This is a genomic window from Xylanimonas protaetiae (assembly GCF_004135385.1).
In the GTDB taxonomy this organism is placed as follows: Bacteria; Actinomycetota; Actinomycetes; order Actinomycetales; family Cellulomonadaceae; genus Xylanimonas; species Xylanimonas protaetiae.
Window position 1 is genome coordinate 3,033,788 of the sequence record NZ_CP035493.1, and the last position, 15,215, is coordinate 3,049,002.

Here is a 15,215-nt window from a genome sequence, read left to right on the forward strand (position 1 = left end):
CTGGCGGCCAGAACGCAACCAGGTACTACGGCGAAAGGACGTCGACGATGCGCTCGGCGCCCGGGACGGGCACGAGCGTCCCGGCCGTCGCGGCGGCGACGTCGTCCGCGAGGGCGGCCAGCTCCGCCGGCGGGACCAGCACCGTCAGGTGTGCGACCTCCGCGTACTGCGTCTCGCCGAGGACGGCTCCGTGCGTCGCGGCCCAGTCGCGCAGCAGGTTGTCGATGCGCCCCGCGTCGGCGTGCGGCACGTCCAGGCGGACCTCCGTCAGCACGCGCCGGTGCACCGTCAGCGCCCGGTCGAGGGCCTCGGAGACGGCGGAGCCGTAGGCCCGCACGAGCCCGCCCGCGCCCAGCAGCACCCCGCCGAAGTACCGCGTCACGACGGCGACGACGTCGGTCACGCCGCGGTGGCGCAGCACCTCGAGCATGGGCACGCCGGCGGTGCCCGACGGCTCGCCGTCGTCGGAGGAGCGCTGCTGGTCGGCGTGCGTGCCGACGACCAGGGCGACGCAGTGGTGCCGCGCGTCCCAGTACTCCTTGCGGATCGCGGCGACGACGGCGTCTGCCTCCTCGACGGACGCGACGGGGTGGAGATGAGCGAGGAACCGCGACTTCTTGATGACGAGCTCGTGGTCCACGGGGGCGGCGATCGTCGAGGGCAGGGTGCGGTCCACGTGCCGAGCGTAACCGCGACGCGCCGCGACGATGCCGATGAAAAAGTGTGCCAAGCGAGCAGAATGGGCCCGTGAGCAGCCACGACACCAGCCCAGAGGCCCCGGCGCCCAGCCCGCCCGACGACGGCGGACCGCGCGCAACGACGTCGGGGGGCCTGGCGGCCAGCCCGCACGCGGAGGCGGACGCGCGCGCCACGACGACGGGGAGGACGGCCGGCGCCGCGCCCCACGCCACGGGACCGGGCCGGTACCCGCGCCCGGTCGTCGGGCTGGACGAGGCCGAGTGGGTGTGGCGCCAGCTCGGCGTCGAGGCGCTGCGCCCGGGGAGCAAGCCCGAGATCGTGCGCCTCGCGGTGATCGCCGGCCTCACGCGGGCCACGGGCGCGCGCTACGGCGACCTGCTGCGCGTCCGCGCCGAGGACCTCGACCTGGGCGCGGTCGGCGCGCACGCGGGGGAGGGGAGCGTCGTCGTGCGGCACGGCAAGCACCGCGCCGTGCGCGTGCACCGCGTGCCCGCCGAGGTGGTGCTGGTGCTGCGGCACTGGATGGACGTGCGGCTCGAGCTGGCGGCGGAGCTGGAGGGTTCCGTGCCGCGCGCGCTGCTGCTCACGGTGCACCACACGCACGACAACGGCACGACGGTGTCCAGCGGCCTGCCCATCACCAAGCAGGGGTTGGTGCTCTCGTGGCGGCGCTTCGTGCAGCGCACGAATGCGCGCTACGGGGCCTTGCGGCCACCGCTGCCGACGCGCTTCGAGCAGGTCCGGCGCGCCTGGACCGAGGCCGGCGTACCGGACCCGGGGCGTGAGATCACCTCGGAAAATAGTGTGCCAAGCGCACCAGACGACCAGCGGTAGCTCCCAGCACCACCAAAGAGCCCCCTACGGGCGGGCCCGGTCAGCCGCGGGTCGGCAGCCCGAGCAGCGGCACCGTGGCGGGCGAGCCGGGCAGCTCGACGAACCCGAGCCGGTCGTAGAACGCGCGAGCGTCGGTGTTCGCGGCGTCGTAGCTGAGGTGGACGCCGGGGACGCCGCGGTCGGCGAGCTCCGCGCAGAGCCTGGCGACGAGCCGCCGGCCCCAGCCCTGTCCCTGCGCCCGGGGGAGCAGGTCGATGTGCAGGTGCGCGGGATAGGCGGTCAGCACCTCGGCGCCCGGGCTCAGCATCCGCTCGGGGTGGACGCCGTCGCGCCAGAGGGCGGCCTCGGTGTACCCGGGTCCGCCGGACTCCGGCGCCGGGGCGGGCGCGGGATGCCGCTCGAGGAACCCGGGCGTCCACTCGCGCGGCCAGCGGTCGACGAACGCGACGGTGTCGGGGGCGGCGATCACGTAGCCGACCAGCACGCCGTCGGGGACGCGCAGCACGGCGTCGTCAGGCGGGACGGGGACGTCGTCGGTCCGCACGACGACGAACGCCGTCGTCGGCTCCAGGTCTACGTACGGGAGGGCGTAGACGTCGGGCATGAGCGAGTCGTCGCTGTAGCGGCCGCGGGCGTCGCCCCCGGCGGCCCCCGTGCGGATGCAGACCTCGCGGACCGCGTCGCGGTCGGTGGGCGTGTAGCGGCGCAGGACGTCGGTCACGGTCGTCCATCCTCGGTGCTCAGCACGAGGATCACCAGCCCCAGGACGGCGACGGCGCCGACGACGAGCCCCGCGAACGACCCTCCGTCGAGGAGCGACGCGACCGCCCCGAGCAGCACCGTCACCCCGATGACGATCCCGTCGACGCGGGCGGAGCGGGCGAGCGCCCCGAGCTCGACGCGGGCGGTGGGGCGCGTCGCGGCCGCCCAGACGCACAGCCGCACGCCCAGGTAGGCGAGCGGTGCCAGCCAGAGCGCGGCGGAGGCCCGGCCGTCGGACGGCGTGAACGCGAGCAGGAACGCGGTGACGACGGCACCGAGCAGCGCGGGCGCGGCGCCGGGTCGCCACGCGACCCAGCCACCGATCGCGGCGGCCACAAAGAGCAGGAAGACCGCGAGGCCGCCGGCGGCTGACGCGCCGGCCGTGGCGAGGACCACCGTCCCCGCCGTGACCACGACGGCGACGACGCGCAGCGCCCAGCCCGGCACCCAGCGCCGCAGCTCCACCTCGACGCGCGGCAGCGGGCGGCTCATCGCCGGGCTCCCGCGACGGGCCGGTGCCGCTCCGCGGACCGGACCAGCACCTCGAAGCGCGCGGCCGCCTGGTCGCGCTCGCGCCCGGCCCAGCGCAGCACGGGCACGCCGCGCGCTTCGAGCGCCCGGGTGCGGTCGGCCCGCTCCATGGTGGTGATCCGCCAGGCGAGCCGCAGGTGCTTCTCGGTGACGGGTCGGACGGCGGGCAGCGTGTCGACGACGACGACGGGGATGCCGCGCTCGGCCCACTGCTCGACGAGGGCGAGCGGGGTGGCGTCGAGCAGGGTGGTGAAGAGGTAGACGATCGCGTCCGTGGGCACCTGGGGCGGCCGGACGCGCTGGGTGGGGTCGCCGACGGGCGCGGCGAGCGCGAGCGCGTGGAGGATGCGGCGCAGGTGGCGCTTGCCGGTTGCGGGCGTGAGGGGGCGGCGTCGGCGGGCGAGATCCTCGAGGCCGACGCGGTCGCCGGCGTCGACGAGGGCGGCGGCGACCGACGCGGCGGCGTGCCGGGCGAGGTCGAGCGAGGTGGGCTCGTCGACGCGCTGGGGCTCGGTGCCGCGCCAGGTGTGGAGGTCGGGGCCGACGTCGTCGCGGGAGTCGATGACGAGGACGGCGGACGCCTCGGCGGTGGCGAAGGTGCGGCGCACGTGGAGCGACTCGAGCGAGGGGGAGATGCGGGCGGTGGCGCGCCAGTCGACGCGGCGGAGCCGGTCGCCGGGGGCCATGGGGTGGACGTCGCGCAGCTCGGCGCCGTCGCCGAGGCGGCGGGACGTGCGGGGGCCGGTGAGGCCCCGCAGGCGCGACGGCAGGGGGACGCGGCCGAGGCGGGAGGCCTCGGGGAGCACGAGCCGGTCGGCGGCGCGGGCAGTGGCCGCGTCCTCGGTGGCCCCGTCGAGGGGTCCGCGGGCGCGGGCGTCGACGTGGAACGTGCGCTGAGGGCCGGTGCGCTCGGAGGCGAGCCGGACGGTGAGGTCGCGGGCGGGTCCGGCGGGCACGACGGCCTCGACGGGCCGGTGCCCGGGGGCGAAGACGCGCACGTGGACGACGTCGGCGCCGGCGGCGGGCTCGAGGTGGAGGGTCTCCTCGATGAGGCCGGGCACCTCGGTGGGTCCGCCGGTCTCGAAGGTGGCGGTGGTGGTCCCGGCGGGTCGTAGGGCGCGGCCGAGGACGACGGCGAGGACGAGCGGGACGCCGACGAGCGCGACGTCGGCCTGCCCGGTGACGACGCCGCCCACGAGCACGGCGAGGCCGACGGCGACCGTGACGGCCGCCGCCTGTGTGGGACGCCAGGTCCGGGTCACGCCCGGGCCACGGTGGCGGGCCCGGCGACGGTGCGCAGCAGGTCCCGGACGACGTCCTCGGCCCGGACGGCGGACGCCCACGCGGTGGGCGTGAGCGTGAGGCGGTGGGCGAGGACGGGCACGGCGACGCGCTTGACGTCCTCGGGGAGGGCGTAGTCGCGCCCGTCGAGGACGGCGACGGCGCGGGCGAGCAGCAGCAGGTTTTGCGAGCCGCGGGGCGACGCGCCGACCTCGAGCGAGGAGTGCTCGCGCGTCGCGGCGGCGAGGTCGACGCAGTAGCGCACGACGTCGCGGTCCACCTCGACGGCCTCGACGCCGGCCTGCATGGCGAGCACCATGGCGGCGTCGACGACGGAGCTCACGGGTGCGGCCTCCTGGCGGCGGGCGACGCGGCGCAGGAGCACCTCGGACTCCTGCTCGCGGTCGGGGTACCCGACGGCGAGGCGCACCATGAACCGGTCGAGCTGCGCCTCAGGCAGCGGGTAGGTGCCCTCGTACTCGACGGGGTTCGACGTCGCGACGACGTGGAACGGCCGCGGCAGCGGGCGGGTGACGCCGTCGACGGAGACCTGCCGCTCGGCCATGGCCTCGAGCAGCGCGGACTGCGTCTTGGGGGCCGTGCGGTTGATCTCGTCGGCGAGGAACAGGCCCGTGAACACGGGCCCGGGCCGGAACTCGAACGCGCGCGACGCCGGGTCGAACACGGACGAGCCGGTGATGTCGGAGGGCAGCAGGTCGGGCGTGCACTGGAGGCGCGCGAAGTCGAGGCCGAGGGCCGTGGCGAGCGAGCGCGCGGCGAGGGTCTTGCCGAGGCCGGGCACGTCCTCGAACAGCACGTGCCCACCCGCGAGCAGGGTGGCGAGGGCGATCTCGAGCGTGTCGCGCATGCCGACGACGGCGGTGCCGACCTCGTCGAGCACCCGCCTGCCGAGCTCGGCGACCTGGGTGACGGCCAGCGGGGCGGTGTCTGGGGTGGTCATCGAGGGCTCCTCGGAGGGTCGGACGCGGGGTCTTCGGGGGTGGGGTCGTCGGGGGTGCGTGCCGCGGCGGGCGCCTCGACCAGCCGGTCGAGCTCGCGGAACCAGGCCTCCAGGGCGCGCGGCGTGACCGCGCGCGCCGTGCTGAGGGACGCGAGCAGGTCTGGGCCGAGCAGCGCGGCGGCCTGCTCGCGGTGCTCGGCGGCGTCGCGGTCGTCGCGACCCCAGCCGTCCAGGTCGGTGCCGAGCCGGCCGTCCCAGAGCACGCCGTGGTCCGCGAGCCGGCGCGCGGCGATGAGGCGCACGCGGCGCAGGACGCGCTCGGTGACGAGCCCGTCGCGCGTGAACGCCGCCCACGAGAGCTCGCTGACGTCCTTGCGGCCGCCCGGCCTGTTCTCGGTGGGCGGCTTGGGCCACGGCGCGTCGAGGGAGGGCAGCCCGCCCAGGGCGAGGAACCCGGCGAGCGCCAGCACGACCAGCAGGACGGCGTGGGGGACGTCGGCGCCGCCCACGGCGACGAGCAGGACGCCCACGGTCGCGGCGAGGACCACGACGAGGATGCTGCGGCGGATCACGCGGGCCTCCCCTCGAGGGCGCGGGCGATGGCCTCGAGCGCCGTCCGGGCCCGGGCGACGTCGCCCGGCGCGACGGGGTGGGTCGTGAAGCGCGCCTGCTGGTACAGCCCGCGCAGCGTCGCCGTGTGCGGCGCGGGGGCGGGCGAGACGCCGAGCAGGCGGGACGTGAACTCGGTGCTCGTCTCCGAGGGGTGCCGCTCCCAGCCGTGCGTCGCGGCGGCGTCCTCGAGCGACACCCACGCGGCGACCACGGCGTCGGTGGGCGTCGCGGCCGCGTCCAGCCGGGCGAGCGCGGCATCGACGGCGTCGGCCAGCACGGGCAGGTCGATCGCGCTGCCGGGCATGCCCAGGCCGCTCTCGAGGTGGTCGACGTCGACGGGCTCGATCTTCTCGGCGCGCCGCCAGGCGCCGACGCGGCGGGCGGTGGCCGCGAGCACGAGCAGGAGCAGGACGATCGCGAGGGCGACGAGCACGCCCAGGAGCCAGTCGATCCCGGTGTCGTGGGGGTCGGCCGGTCCGGGGCTCAGGGTGGGCAGCGGCGTCGGGGGCGGTGGGGCGACGGCCGGCTCGACGGCGAGCTGTGCGCCGGGCGGGATCATCGTCCACCCCGAACCGGTGGCGGCCGCGACGACGACGGCCGCGAGGAGCGCGACGACGCCGATCACGGGGAGGAGTCGCCTGCGCACGCCCGCAGCCTAGCGACGTGCGGCGGCAAGTCCCTCCGCGTGGACGCCCGCGACGGCGGCGGCGACGAACGCCGCCGGGTCGGCGTCCAGCCCGCGCCCCATGGTGGAGAGCCGTACGGGGGAGGCCGCGAGCGCCGCGAGGAGGTGCTGGTCGGCGGGGACGGGGACGATGCGGTGGCTGGCGAGGGTGGCGATCTGGTCGCGGAGGCGGGCGGTGAGGGCGGGTCCCCAGGCGGGGAGGTTCTCGAGGTCGTGGGTGGGGACGGGCAGGGGGATGTCGGCGGGGGTGAGGGCGACGCGGCCGTAGGCGGTCAGGGAGTGGTGGGAGATGCCGCGGTGGCGGTCGCGGGGGTCGGCGCCGGAGACGCGGAGGGACGCGACCGCTTGCCCGTGGAGGGTGGTGGTGGCGTTGACGGCCTCGCCGGCGGCGACGCCGGAGTAGCCCCAGCGGGTGCCGGTGCCGAGGTTGCCGGGTCCTTGGGTGACGACGGCGAGGTCGGCGTGGGTGACGAGGTGGGCGGCGAGGAGGCCGGTGTGGGTGGTGACGGCTTCGAGGTCGCCGCCGAAGGCCTGGCCGACGGTGATGGTGGTGCGGAGCCAGTCGTGGTCGCGGAGGGTGGCGACGGTGCGGGAGAAGGCGGCGGGCAGGGCGCCGCCGTCGGTCATGACGTAGGCGATGCGCGGTGCGGGGCGGCCGGCGAGGGCGGCGGCGTGGCGGGCGCCGGCGACGACGGCGGGGAGGGCGGAGTGGAGGTCGGCGACGACGACGGGGAGGCCGTCGAGGGTGTCGGCGTCCTGGAGGGTGTGGTGGTGGGGCGACTCTTGTTCGTCGACGCCGAGGACCATGGCCTGGAGGGGGGTGTAGCGGGCCTTGACGAGGTGGCCGGGTCCGGGCCGGGGGTCGGCGGGGAGGGTGCCGACGGGTCCGACGACGAGGGCGTAGCCGCCGGTGCCGAGCTGGCGGGCGAGGGCGGAGCAGTTGAGCAGGAGGGTGTCGCCTTCGGCGGGGTCGCCGACGAGGGCGGTGTACGCGAGGGCGCGGACGCGGTGGGCCTCGTGGCCGGGGAGGGGCCGGTCGAGGTCGACGTCGAGCTCGCGGGCGCTGCCGTTGGCGGCGCCCCAGGTCTTTCCGCGCGACACCACGGTGCCGGTTCGCCAGGTGATCACGCCTCGAGGCTACCGGGCGGCTAGCCTCGACCTGATGTCTGCTGACCTTCCTGGCGCCGGGGTGTCCCCGGCCGGTGTGCCGCCCGCGGAGCGGCTCTTGAACCTTGTGATCGCGCTGGTCAACACGAGCGTGTCGATGACCAAGCAGCAGATCCGCCGGGGCGTGTCGGGGTATGGGGACGCGCCGAGCCTCGAGGCGTTCGAGCGGATGTTCGAGCGGGACAAGGACACGTTGCGGTCGCTGGGCGTGCCGGTGGTGACGGTGGACGCGGGCGGGCACAGCGACGACGTGGGGTACCGGATCGACAACGAGGCGTACGCGTTGCCGCCGATCGACCTGACGCCGGCGGAGCTGGGGGTGCTGGCGCTGGCGGCGCAGCTGTGGGGGGACAAGACGTTGCGGACGGACACGTCGCGGGCGATGACGAAGCTCCGCGCCGCAGGCGCGCACAGGCCCGGCGCCGCAGGCGCCCACGGGCTCGGCGCCGCAGGCGCCCACGGGCTCGGCGCGGCGGGCCCGGCGGAGGTGGACGCGCTGGCGGGCCTGGCGCCGCGGGTCCGGGCCGTAGGAGATGCGTACGGGCCGCTGCTGGACGCGGTGACGGAGCGGCGGGTGGTGCGGTTCCGGTACCGGACGGCGTCGACGGGGGTGCTGGCGGACCGGACGGTGGAGCCGTGGCGGATCGCCGCCCGGGGCGGTGGCTGGTACCTGGTGGGGCGGGACGTGGACCGGGGTGCGCCGCGGGTGTTCCGCCTGTCGCGCATCGAGGGGCGGGTGCGGGTGGGTGCGACGCCGGCGGCGTTCGCGATCCCGGACCACGTGGACGTGGACGCGGTGCTGGGGACGAGGGGGCGCCCGCGCACGGCGGTGCTGGCGGTCGTGCCGGAACGGGCGTCGGCGGTGCGGGCGCGCGCGGTCGCGCTGCCTGCGGACGCGCCGCACGAGGCGCCCGCGGGCTGGGACCTGGTGGCGGTGCCGTTCACGTCGGCGACGACGCTGGCCGAGGAGCTCGCGGGGTACGCGGACGCGGTCGTGGCGCTCGCCCCGCCGGAGCTGCGTGCGGAGGTGGTGCGGCGCCTGCGGGCTGCCGCGGCCCTGGACGCGCTGGAGCACGACGAGGAGGCGTCCCGTGGCTGAGCGTGCCGACGACCGCCTGGTGCGGCTCCTGGGCCTGGTCGCGTTCCTGGACGAGCACGGGCCCGTGCCGGTCGCGGAGCTCGCCGACCGGTTCGGCGTCACGGAGAAGCAGATCCGCGACGACGTCGACCAGCTGTGGGTCACGGGCACGCCCGGGTACTGGCCGGACGACCTCATCGACTTCGACGCCGACGCCGTCGAGCGCGGCGTCGTGCACCTGACCGAGTCGCGCGGCCTGACCCGCCCCCTGCGCCTCGGCACCCGGGAGGCGATCGCGCTCGTCGCGGCGCTGCGCGCGCTGGTGGACTCCCCGCCCGTGCAGGCCGACCCGGAGCGCACGGCCCTGGTGCGGTCCGCGCTCGACAAGCTGTCCGCCGCCACGGGCGAGGCGGCGTCCGCCGTCGACGTGCGGATCGCGCACGACGGCGACCCCGCCGTCCTGCAGGCCGTCACCGCGGCGCTGGCCGACCGGCGCGCCCTGCGCATCCGGTACGTCACGGCGTCCGACGTCGTCAGCGAGCGGGACGTCGACCCCGCCCGCCTGCTCACCCAGGACGGTGCCGCCTACCTGCTCGCGTGGTGCCGCCGCGCGCAGGACCGCCGCACCTTCCGCCTGGACCGCGTGCTCGCCGCGACGGTGCTCGACGAGCCCGCAGACGCCGACCGCATCGCGGCCGTCGACCGCGACGAGGACGTCGCCGCGTCCGCCGCGAGCGCCGGCGGTGCGACGACGGTGACGGTGACGTTCGCGTCGCCGGCGCGGTGGCTGGCCGAGCAGCTCGCGACGGAGGCGGTCACGGAGCTGGCGGACGGGGCGTTCGCGCTGCGGCTGCGGATCTCGAACCCGGCGTGGCTGCGCAGCGTGCTGCTGGCGGCGGCGCCGGACGTGCTGGCGGTCGAGCCGGCGGACGTCGCGGCGGAGGTCGCGGCGTCGGCGCGGGCGGCGCTGGCCGCGTACGGCGAGCCCGGCTCGTAGGCTGACGCGCATGTGGTGGCTGATCTGGGGCGTGCTGGTGGTGGGCACGCTCGTGGGCGCGTTCTTCCTGGCGCGCGACCTGTTCCGCACGGGGGTGCGGCTGGCGCGGGCGGCCGGTGACGCCGCGGAGGTGCTGGGTGCGGCGGCGGCGCGCATCGGGGACGCCGCCGCCGCGGCCGCGGCGAACCCGCCGGACACGGGTCCCACCCTGTTCGACGACCCGGTCGTGCTGCGCGAGCGGGTCACGCTGCTCCGCGCGGCGCGCGCCGCGCGGGCGGACGCCCGCCGGGAGCGGTGGTGGGCGACGGCCCGCGGCTGGTCGCTGGACGCCTGGCTCGCGGACCGCAAGGGTGGCCGCGAGGGTGCCACGGGGCCGACCGCGGGGCGTCCCTGACCGCGTAGGATCGCACCGACCGGCCTGATCGCATCGCGGCGGTCGCACCGCGTCCCCACGGCGACGGTGCACGCTTGACGGAAGGAACCACCCATGCTTCGAGGCGGACTGCAGCCCTGGCACATCATCCTCGTGCTGGTCGTCATCTTCCTGCTCTTCGGGGCGAACAGGCTCCCCGGCCTGGCCAAGAGCGTGGGCGAGTCGCTGAAGATCTTCAAGAAGGAGATCAAGGACCTCACCGACGACGGCACGCCCGCCCCGGCGGCGCCGCCGGCCACCCCGCCCGCTGCGCCGGCACCGCCCGCGTCGACCGACCAGGGCCCGCTGCCGGGCACGGTCGACCCGAACCACCCGAAGGCCTAGCCGGTGGCCGGTGCCCGCCGCGACCCCGAGGGGCGGATGCCGCTGCGCGAGCACCTCCTGGAGCTGCGCAAGCGGCTCTTCCTGGCGTCCCTCGGGCTGGTCGTCGGCGCCGTCGGCGGGTGGTTCCTCTACGACCCGCTGCTCGCCCTGCTGCAGCGCCCCCTCGAGCTCGCGGGCAGCGAGCAGGGCAAGCAGATCGCCCTGAACTTCACCGCGCTCGGCTCCCCGCTGGACATGCAGGTCAAGGCGTCCCTGTTCCTCGCCGCGATCGTCACCGCGCCCTGGTGGCTCTACCAGCTGTGGGCGTTCGTCACCCCCGGCCTGACCCGGCGGGAGCGCGGGTACGCGTACGCGTTCGTCGGCGCGTCCGTGCCGTTGTTCCTCGGCGGGCTGACCCTGGCGTGGTGGGTGCTGCCCCACGCGGTGGCCATGCTCACCGAGTTCATCCCCGACGGCATCAACGGGTTCTTCACCGCGCAGGAGTACCTGACGTTCGTCATGCGGCTCCTCATCGCGTTCGGCCTCTCGTTCGTGCTGCCCGTGCTGCTCGTCGGGCTCAACGTCGCCGGCGTGCTGCGGCACGAGACCCTCGCGAAGGGGTGGCGGTGGGCCGTGCTCGTCGCGTTCCTGTTCGCGGCGGTCATGACGCCCACCCCCGACGCGTGGACGATGCTGCTCGTCGCGCTGCCGATCTGCCTGCTCTACTTCGCCGCGCTCGGCGTGGCCGTGCTGCACGACCGGCGCGCCGACAACCGGCGCGTCGCCGCACCGGCCTGACCGGGGCCCGCCCGACCGGGAGCACCGCGCGCCGGTCGGGTACGGTTCTCGCCGTGCCAGGCACCCCTCACCGCCACGCCGCCGCCGCAGCGGCCCGCCTCGGCGTCGTCGTCAACCCCACCGCGGGCAAGGGGCGTGGCGCGCGCGTGGGCCGCGACGTCGTCGACCGGCTCGTCGCGACCGGGCACGACGTGTGGGACCTGTCCGGGCACAGCGCCGACCTCGCCCTCGAGCACGCCCGCCGCGCCGTGACCGACGGGCTCGACGCCCTCGTCGTCGTCGGCGGGGACGGCATGGTGCACCTGGGCGTGCAGGCCGTCGCCGGCACGAGCACCCCGCTCGGCGTCGTCGCCGTCGGCACGGGCAACGACTTCGCCAGCACGCTCGGCCTGCCCGTCGCCGAGCCGGTCGCCGGCACCGACGCGCTCCTCGCCGCGCTCGCCGCGGGGGCCGCCGGGACGCGGGCCGTCGACGTCGTCCAGGTCACCGGGTCCGGGCTCTCGCACCGCAAGCAGCCCGAGGAGAGCGCCGAGGAGCCTGTGCGCTGGGTCGCCGGCGCGGTGTCCGCCGGCCTCGACGCCGCCGTCAACGAGCGCGCCAACGCGATGCTGCGCCCCAAGGGGTCCGCCCGGTACGTCGTCGCCGCCCTGCGCGAGATCCTCGCCTACCGGGCGTGGCGCTACCGGCTCACGTTCGAGCACGTCGCCGCCGACGCCGCCGCGCTCGCCGCGCTGCTCACCCTGCCCGGGTTCACCGACCTCGGCCCCGAGGCCGACGGCGACGGCCGCCGCCTGCTGTGGGACTCCGCCGGGGCGCTCGTCACCGCCGCCAACGGGTCCACCATCGGCGGCGGCATCCCCGTCGCCCCGCACGCCGCCCTCGACGACGGCCTCCTCGACGTCGTCCTCGCCGGCGACGTCGGCCGCGCCGGGGCGTCCCGCCTCTTCCCGCTCCTGCTCGCCGGCAGGCACCTGCGCCACCCGCAGGTGCGGGTCGTGCGCGCCCGTGCCGTCATCGTCGAGCCCGCCGACGGCGCCGACCACCTCCCGTCCGCGTTCGGCGACGGCGAGCACCTGGGCACCCTGCCCGTGCGCGCCGAGCTGCGCGCGGGTGCGCTGAGGGTGCTCGTCCCGCCCGTAGGCTGACGGCATGCCTGCCGCCGACGACGCTGCGCTTCCCGAGGACCTGAGCCCGGCCGAGCGGTACGCCGCCTCCCGCGCCCGCACCACTCGCTCCCAGGTCGGCTCCGGCACCCGGCTCGCCGAGTTCCGCAGCGTGCTCGGCTTCGAGCTGGACGACTTCCAGGTGGCCGCCTGCCAGGCCCTCGAGGACGGGCGGGGCGTCCTCGTCGCCGCCCCCACCGGTGCGGGCAAGACCGTCGTCGGCGAGTTCGCCGTCCACCTCGCCCTCGCCCAGGGCGGCAAGGCGTTCTACACCACGCCCATCAAGGCGCTGTCCAACCAGAAGTACGCCGACCTCGCCCGCCGGCACGGCCCCGACAAGGTCGGCCTGCTCACGGGGGACACCACCATCAACGGGGAGGCACCGGTCGTCGTCATGACGACGGAGGTGCTGCGCAACATGCTCTACGCCGGGTCGCGCACCCTCGAGGGGTTGCAGTTCGTCGTCATGGACGAGGTGCACTACCTCGCCGACCGGTTCCGCGGGCCCGTGTGGGAAGAGGTCATCATCCACCTCGCCGACCACGTCCAGCTCGTCTCCCTGTCCGCGACCGTGTCCAACGCCGAGGAGTTCGGCGACTGGCTCGAGATGGTGCGCGGCGACACCGCCGTCGTCGTCTCCGAGCGGCGGCCCGTGCCGCTGTGGCAGCACGTCGTCGTCTCCTCTCGCGAGCCGCGCGGCGTCCCGCGCATGTACGACCTGTACGCCGGGCACGTCGACCCCACCGACCCCGGCGTCAACCCGCCCATCAACCCCGAGCTGCACGAGGTGTTCCGCGTCTCCGGGCGGCGCCCCACGGCCGGCGACGGGCGCCGCGGCGGGGACCGCGGGTACCGCGGGCGCGGCGGCCCTGCCGGGCAGCGGCCCGCCGGCGCCGGGCTCGCCCCGCAGCGGCGCACCCCGCCCCGGTTCGCCGTCGTCGACGCCCTCGACGCCGACGCCCTGCTGCCCGCGATCTACTTCATCTTCTCCCGCGCCGGGTGCGAGGGCGCCGTCCAGCAGTGCCTCGCCGCCGGGCTGCGGCTGACCTCCCCGGCCGAGGAGACGGAGATCCGCCAGCTCGTCGAGCAGCGCACCGCCACCATCCCGCCCGAGGACCTCGACGTGCTCGGCTACTGGACGTGGCTCCAGGCTCTGTCACGCGGCATCGCCGCCCACCACGCCGGGCTGCTGCCCGTGTTCAAGGAGACCGTCGAGGACCTCTTCGCGCGCGGCCTGATCAAGATCGTGTTCGCCACCGAGACCCTCGCGCTCGGCATCAACATGCCCGCCCGGTCCGTCGTCCTCGAGAAGCTCGTCAAGTGGGACGGCACCGCGCACCAGCCCGTCACCCCCGGCGAGTACACCCAGCTCACCGGCCGCGCCGGGCGCCGCGGCATCGACGTCGAGGGGCACGCCGTCGTCGTCGACCACGTCGGGCTCGACCCCGTCGCCCTCGCGGGCCTCGCCTCCCGGCGCACCTACCCGCTGCGGTCCTCGTTCCGGCCCACGTACAACATGGCCGTCAACCTCGTCTCCCAGGTGGGTCACGACCGCGCCCGCGAGGTCCTCGAGACGTCGTTCGCGCAGTTCCAGGCCGACCGGGGCGTCGTCGGCCTCGCCAAGCAGGCGCAGGCGCACGCCGAGGCCCTCGCCGGGTACGCGCAGGCCATGACCTGCGACCGCGGCGACTTCGCCCAGTACATGGGCCTGCGCCGCGCGATCTCCGCACGCGAGAAGGAGCTGTCCCGCGCCGCCACCGGCGCCCGGCGCGCCGACGCCGTCGCCTCCTTCGAGAACCTCAAGCGCGGCGACGTCGTCGAGGTGCCCAGCGGCCGCCGCCGCGGCTACGTGCTCGTCCTCGACCCCGGCCACGACGACCGCGGCTTCGACGGGCCCCGCCCCACCGTCCTCACCCAGGAGAAGCAGGTCAAGAAGCTCACCCTGGCCGACGCGCCCGGCGGCGTCACCGTCGTCGCCCGCGTCAAGATCCCCAAGGCGTTCAACCCCCGCCGCCCCGACGCTCGCCGCGACCTCGCCTCCACCATGCGCAACGCGCTCGGCGCGTTCCGTGACGCCCCGGGGTCCCCGCGAGATGCCGGCTCCCGGCGTCCCGGCGGGTCGCGCCCCGCGCAGGGCCCCGGACGCAGGTCCGACGCCGCCACCGACAAGGAGCTCGCCTCCCTGCGGTCCCGGCTGCGCGCCCACCCCTGCCACACGTGCCCCGACCGCGACGAGCACGCCCGCTGGGCCGAACGGCACGACCAGCTCGCCGCCGAGCACGCCCGCCTGGTCCAGCGCATCGAGGGCCGCACCGGCACCGTCGCGCGCACCTTCGACAAGACGTGCACCGTCCTGGAGACGCTGCGCTACCTCGACCGGTCCGCCGACGGCGAGCTCACCACGACCGCCGACGGCGCCTGGCTGCGCCGCGTCTACGCCGAGAACGACCTCCTCCTGGCCGAGTGCCTGCGCCGCGGCGCGTGGGACGGCCTCGACGCCGCCGGCCTCGCGGCCGCCGTCTCCACCGTCGTCTACGCCGGGCGCCGCGAGGAGGCCGGCGAGCCGTACGTGCCCGGCGGGCCGCACGGCCGCCTCGCCCAGGCACTCGACGCGACCGTGCGCGTGTGGTCCGAGGTGACCGATCTCGAGGAGGCCAACGGGCTCGACGCCACCGGCCCGCTCGACCTCGGCATCGTCGCCCCCGTGCACCGCTGGGCCGCAGGCAAGGGCCTCGACGCCGTGCTGCGCGGCACCGACCTGGCCGCCGGCGACTTCGTGCGCTGGTGCAAGCAGGTCGTCGACGTCCTCGACCAGCTCGGGCAGGCCGCCCCCAAGCCCGCGCTGCGCGCCACCGCCCGCAAGGCGCAGGACGCCGTGCTGCGCGGCGTCGTCGCCTACTCCAGCCTCTGA

Annotated in this window: 16 protein-coding genes; 8 read left to right on the plus strand and 8 right to left on the minus strand. The window is 76.4% G+C overall.

What is annotated here, in order from left to right:
* Positions 1-25: 25 nt before the first annotated feature.
* Positions 26-676, minus strand: a complete 651-nt coding sequence (locus ET471_RS14030) for a YigZ family protein (protein WP_129189300.1) — start codon at positions 674-676, stop codon at positions 26-28.
* 71 nt (positions 677-747) lie between these two features.
* Here ET471_RS14030 and ET471_RS14035 point away from each other — a divergent pair, with 71 nt between their 5' ends.
* A complete protein-coding gene (locus ET471_RS14035; RefSeq protein ID WP_242496299.1) occupies positions 748-1,533 on the plus strand; it encodes a site-specific integrase in 786 nt (261 codons plus the stop codon).
* Between the two features lie 40 nt (positions 1,534-1,573).
* Here the strand turns inward: ET471_RS14035 and ET471_RS14040 are convergent, their stop codons facing one another.
* Genes ET471_RS14040 through ET471_RS14070 form a run of 7 tightly spaced genes read right to left on the minus strand, consistent with a single transcriptional unit; the run spans position 1,574 to position 7,493 of the window.
* A complete protein-coding gene (locus ET471_RS14040) occupies positions 1,574-2,254 on the minus strand; it encodes a GNAT family N-acetyltransferase (protein WP_129189302.1) in 681 nt (226 codons plus the stop codon).
* Positions 2,251-2,787: a hypothetical protein gene (locus tag ET471_RS14045; protein WP_129189304.1), complete on the minus strand. Its 537-nt coding sequence runs from the start codon at positions 2,785-2,787 to the stop codon at positions 2,251-2,253. The genes ET471_RS14040 and ET471_RS14045 overlap by 4 nt, the downstream gene beginning before the upstream one ends.
* On the minus strand, positions 2,784-4,088 hold the full coding sequence (locus ET471_RS14050; protein ID WP_129189306.1) for a DUF58 domain-containing protein: 1,305 nt from the start codon (positions 4,086-4,088) through the stop codon (positions 2,784-2,786). The genes ET471_RS14045 and ET471_RS14050 overlap by 4 nt, the downstream gene beginning before the upstream one ends.
* A complete protein-coding gene (locus tag ET471_RS14055; protein ID WP_129189308.1) occupies positions 4,085-5,068 on the minus strand; it encodes an AAA family ATPase in 984 nt (327 codons plus the stop codon). Before ET471_RS14055 ends, ET471_RS14050 begins: the two co-directional genes overlap by 4 nt.
* The gene (locus tag ET471_RS14060; protein WP_129189310.1) at positions 5,065-5,640 is read right to left on the minus strand and encodes a hypothetical protein; all 576 of its coding nucleotides are present in this window, start codon (positions 5,638-5,640) and stop codon (positions 5,065-5,067) included. The genes ET471_RS14055 and ET471_RS14060 overlap by 4 nt, the downstream gene beginning before the upstream one ends.
* Entirely contained in the window at positions 5,637-6,326 is a 690-nt protein-coding gene (locus ET471_RS14065; protein WP_129189312.1) for a DUF4129 domain-containing protein, read from the minus strand. The genes ET471_RS14060 and ET471_RS14065 overlap by 4 nt, the downstream gene beginning before the upstream one ends.
* A gap of 9 nt (positions 6,327-6,335) precedes the next feature.
* The gene (locus ET471_RS14070; protein ID WP_129189314.1) at positions 6,336-7,493 is read right to left on the minus strand and encodes a DUF3866 family protein; all 1,158 of its coding nucleotides are present in this window, start codon (positions 7,491-7,493) and stop codon (positions 6,336-6,338) included.
* 34 nt (positions 7,494-7,527) lie between these two features.
* Here ET471_RS14070 and ET471_RS14075 point away from each other — a divergent pair, with 34 nt between their 5' ends.
* The 7 genes from ET471_RS14075 (at position 7,528) to ET471_RS14105 (ending at position 15,215) form a co-directional block, all read left to right on the plus strand.
* Positions 7,528-8,631, plus strand: a complete 1,104-nt coding sequence (locus ET471_RS14075; RefSeq protein WP_129189316.1) for a helix-turn-helix transcriptional regulator — start codon at positions 7,528-7,530, stop codon at positions 8,629-8,631.
* On the plus strand, positions 8,624-9,607 hold the full coding sequence (locus ET471_RS14080) for a helix-turn-helix transcriptional regulator (RefSeq protein ID WP_129189318.1): 984 nt from the start codon (positions 8,624-8,626) through the stop codon (positions 9,605-9,607). The genes ET471_RS14075 and ET471_RS14080 overlap by 8 nt, the downstream gene beginning before the upstream one ends.
* A 10-nt stretch (positions 9,608-9,617) precedes the next feature.
* Positions 9,618-10,001, plus strand: a complete 384-nt coding sequence (locus ET471_RS14085; protein WP_129189320.1) for a hypothetical protein — start codon at positions 9,618-9,620, stop codon at positions 9,999-10,001.
* Between the two features lie 93 nt (positions 10,002-10,094).
* Positions 10,095-10,364, plus strand: coding sequence for a Sec-independent protein translocase subunit TatA (tatA, locus tag ET471_RS14090; protein WP_129189322.1), 270 nt, complete (start codon positions 10,095-10,097; stop codon positions 10,362-10,364).
* Between the two features lie 3 nt (positions 10,365-10,367).
* Positions 10,368-11,141 (plus strand): twin-arginine translocase subunit TatC, encoded by a 774-nt coding sequence (gene tatC, locus ET471_RS14095; protein WP_425356558.1) that lies wholly within the window; start codon positions 10,368-10,370, stop codon positions 11,139-11,141.
* Between the two features lie 53 nt (positions 11,142-11,194).
* On the plus strand, positions 11,195-12,286 hold the full coding sequence (locus ET471_RS14100) for a diacylglycerol/lipid kinase family protein (protein WP_129189324.1): 1,092 nt from the start codon (positions 11,195-11,197) through the stop codon (positions 12,284-12,286).
* Positions 12,287-12,290: 4 nt separating this feature from the next.
* Positions 12,291-15,215 (plus strand): DEAD/DEAH box helicase, encoded by a 2,925-nt coding sequence (locus tag ET471_RS14105; protein WP_129189326.1) that lies wholly within the window; start codon positions 12,291-12,293, stop codon positions 15,213-15,215.

Coding starts and splice junctions, on each gene's coding strand:
- ET471_RS14105 (WP_129189326.1), top strand. CDS start 12,291: ATGCCTGCCGCCGACGACGCTGCGCTTCCCGAGGACCTGAGCCCGGCC.
- tatA (WP_129189322.1), top strand. CDS start 10,095: ATGCTTCGAGGCGGACTGCAGCCCTGGCACATCATCCTCGTGCTGGTC.
- ET471_RS14055 (WP_129189308.1), bottom strand. CDS start 5,068: ATGACCACCCCAGACACCGCCCCGCTGGCCGTCACCCAGGTCGCCGAG.
- ET471_RS14075 (WP_129189316.1), top strand. CDS start 7,528: ATGTCTGCTGACCTTCCTGGCGCCGGGGTGTCCCCGGCCGGTGTGCCG.
- ET471_RS14045 (WP_129189304.1), bottom strand. CDS start 2,787: ATGAGCCGCCCGCTGCCGCGCGTCGAGGTGGAGCTGCGGCGCTGGGTG.
- ET471_RS14085 (WP_129189320.1), top strand. CDS start 9,618: ATGTGGTGGCTGATCTGGGGCGTGCTGGTGGTGGGCACGCTCGTGGGC.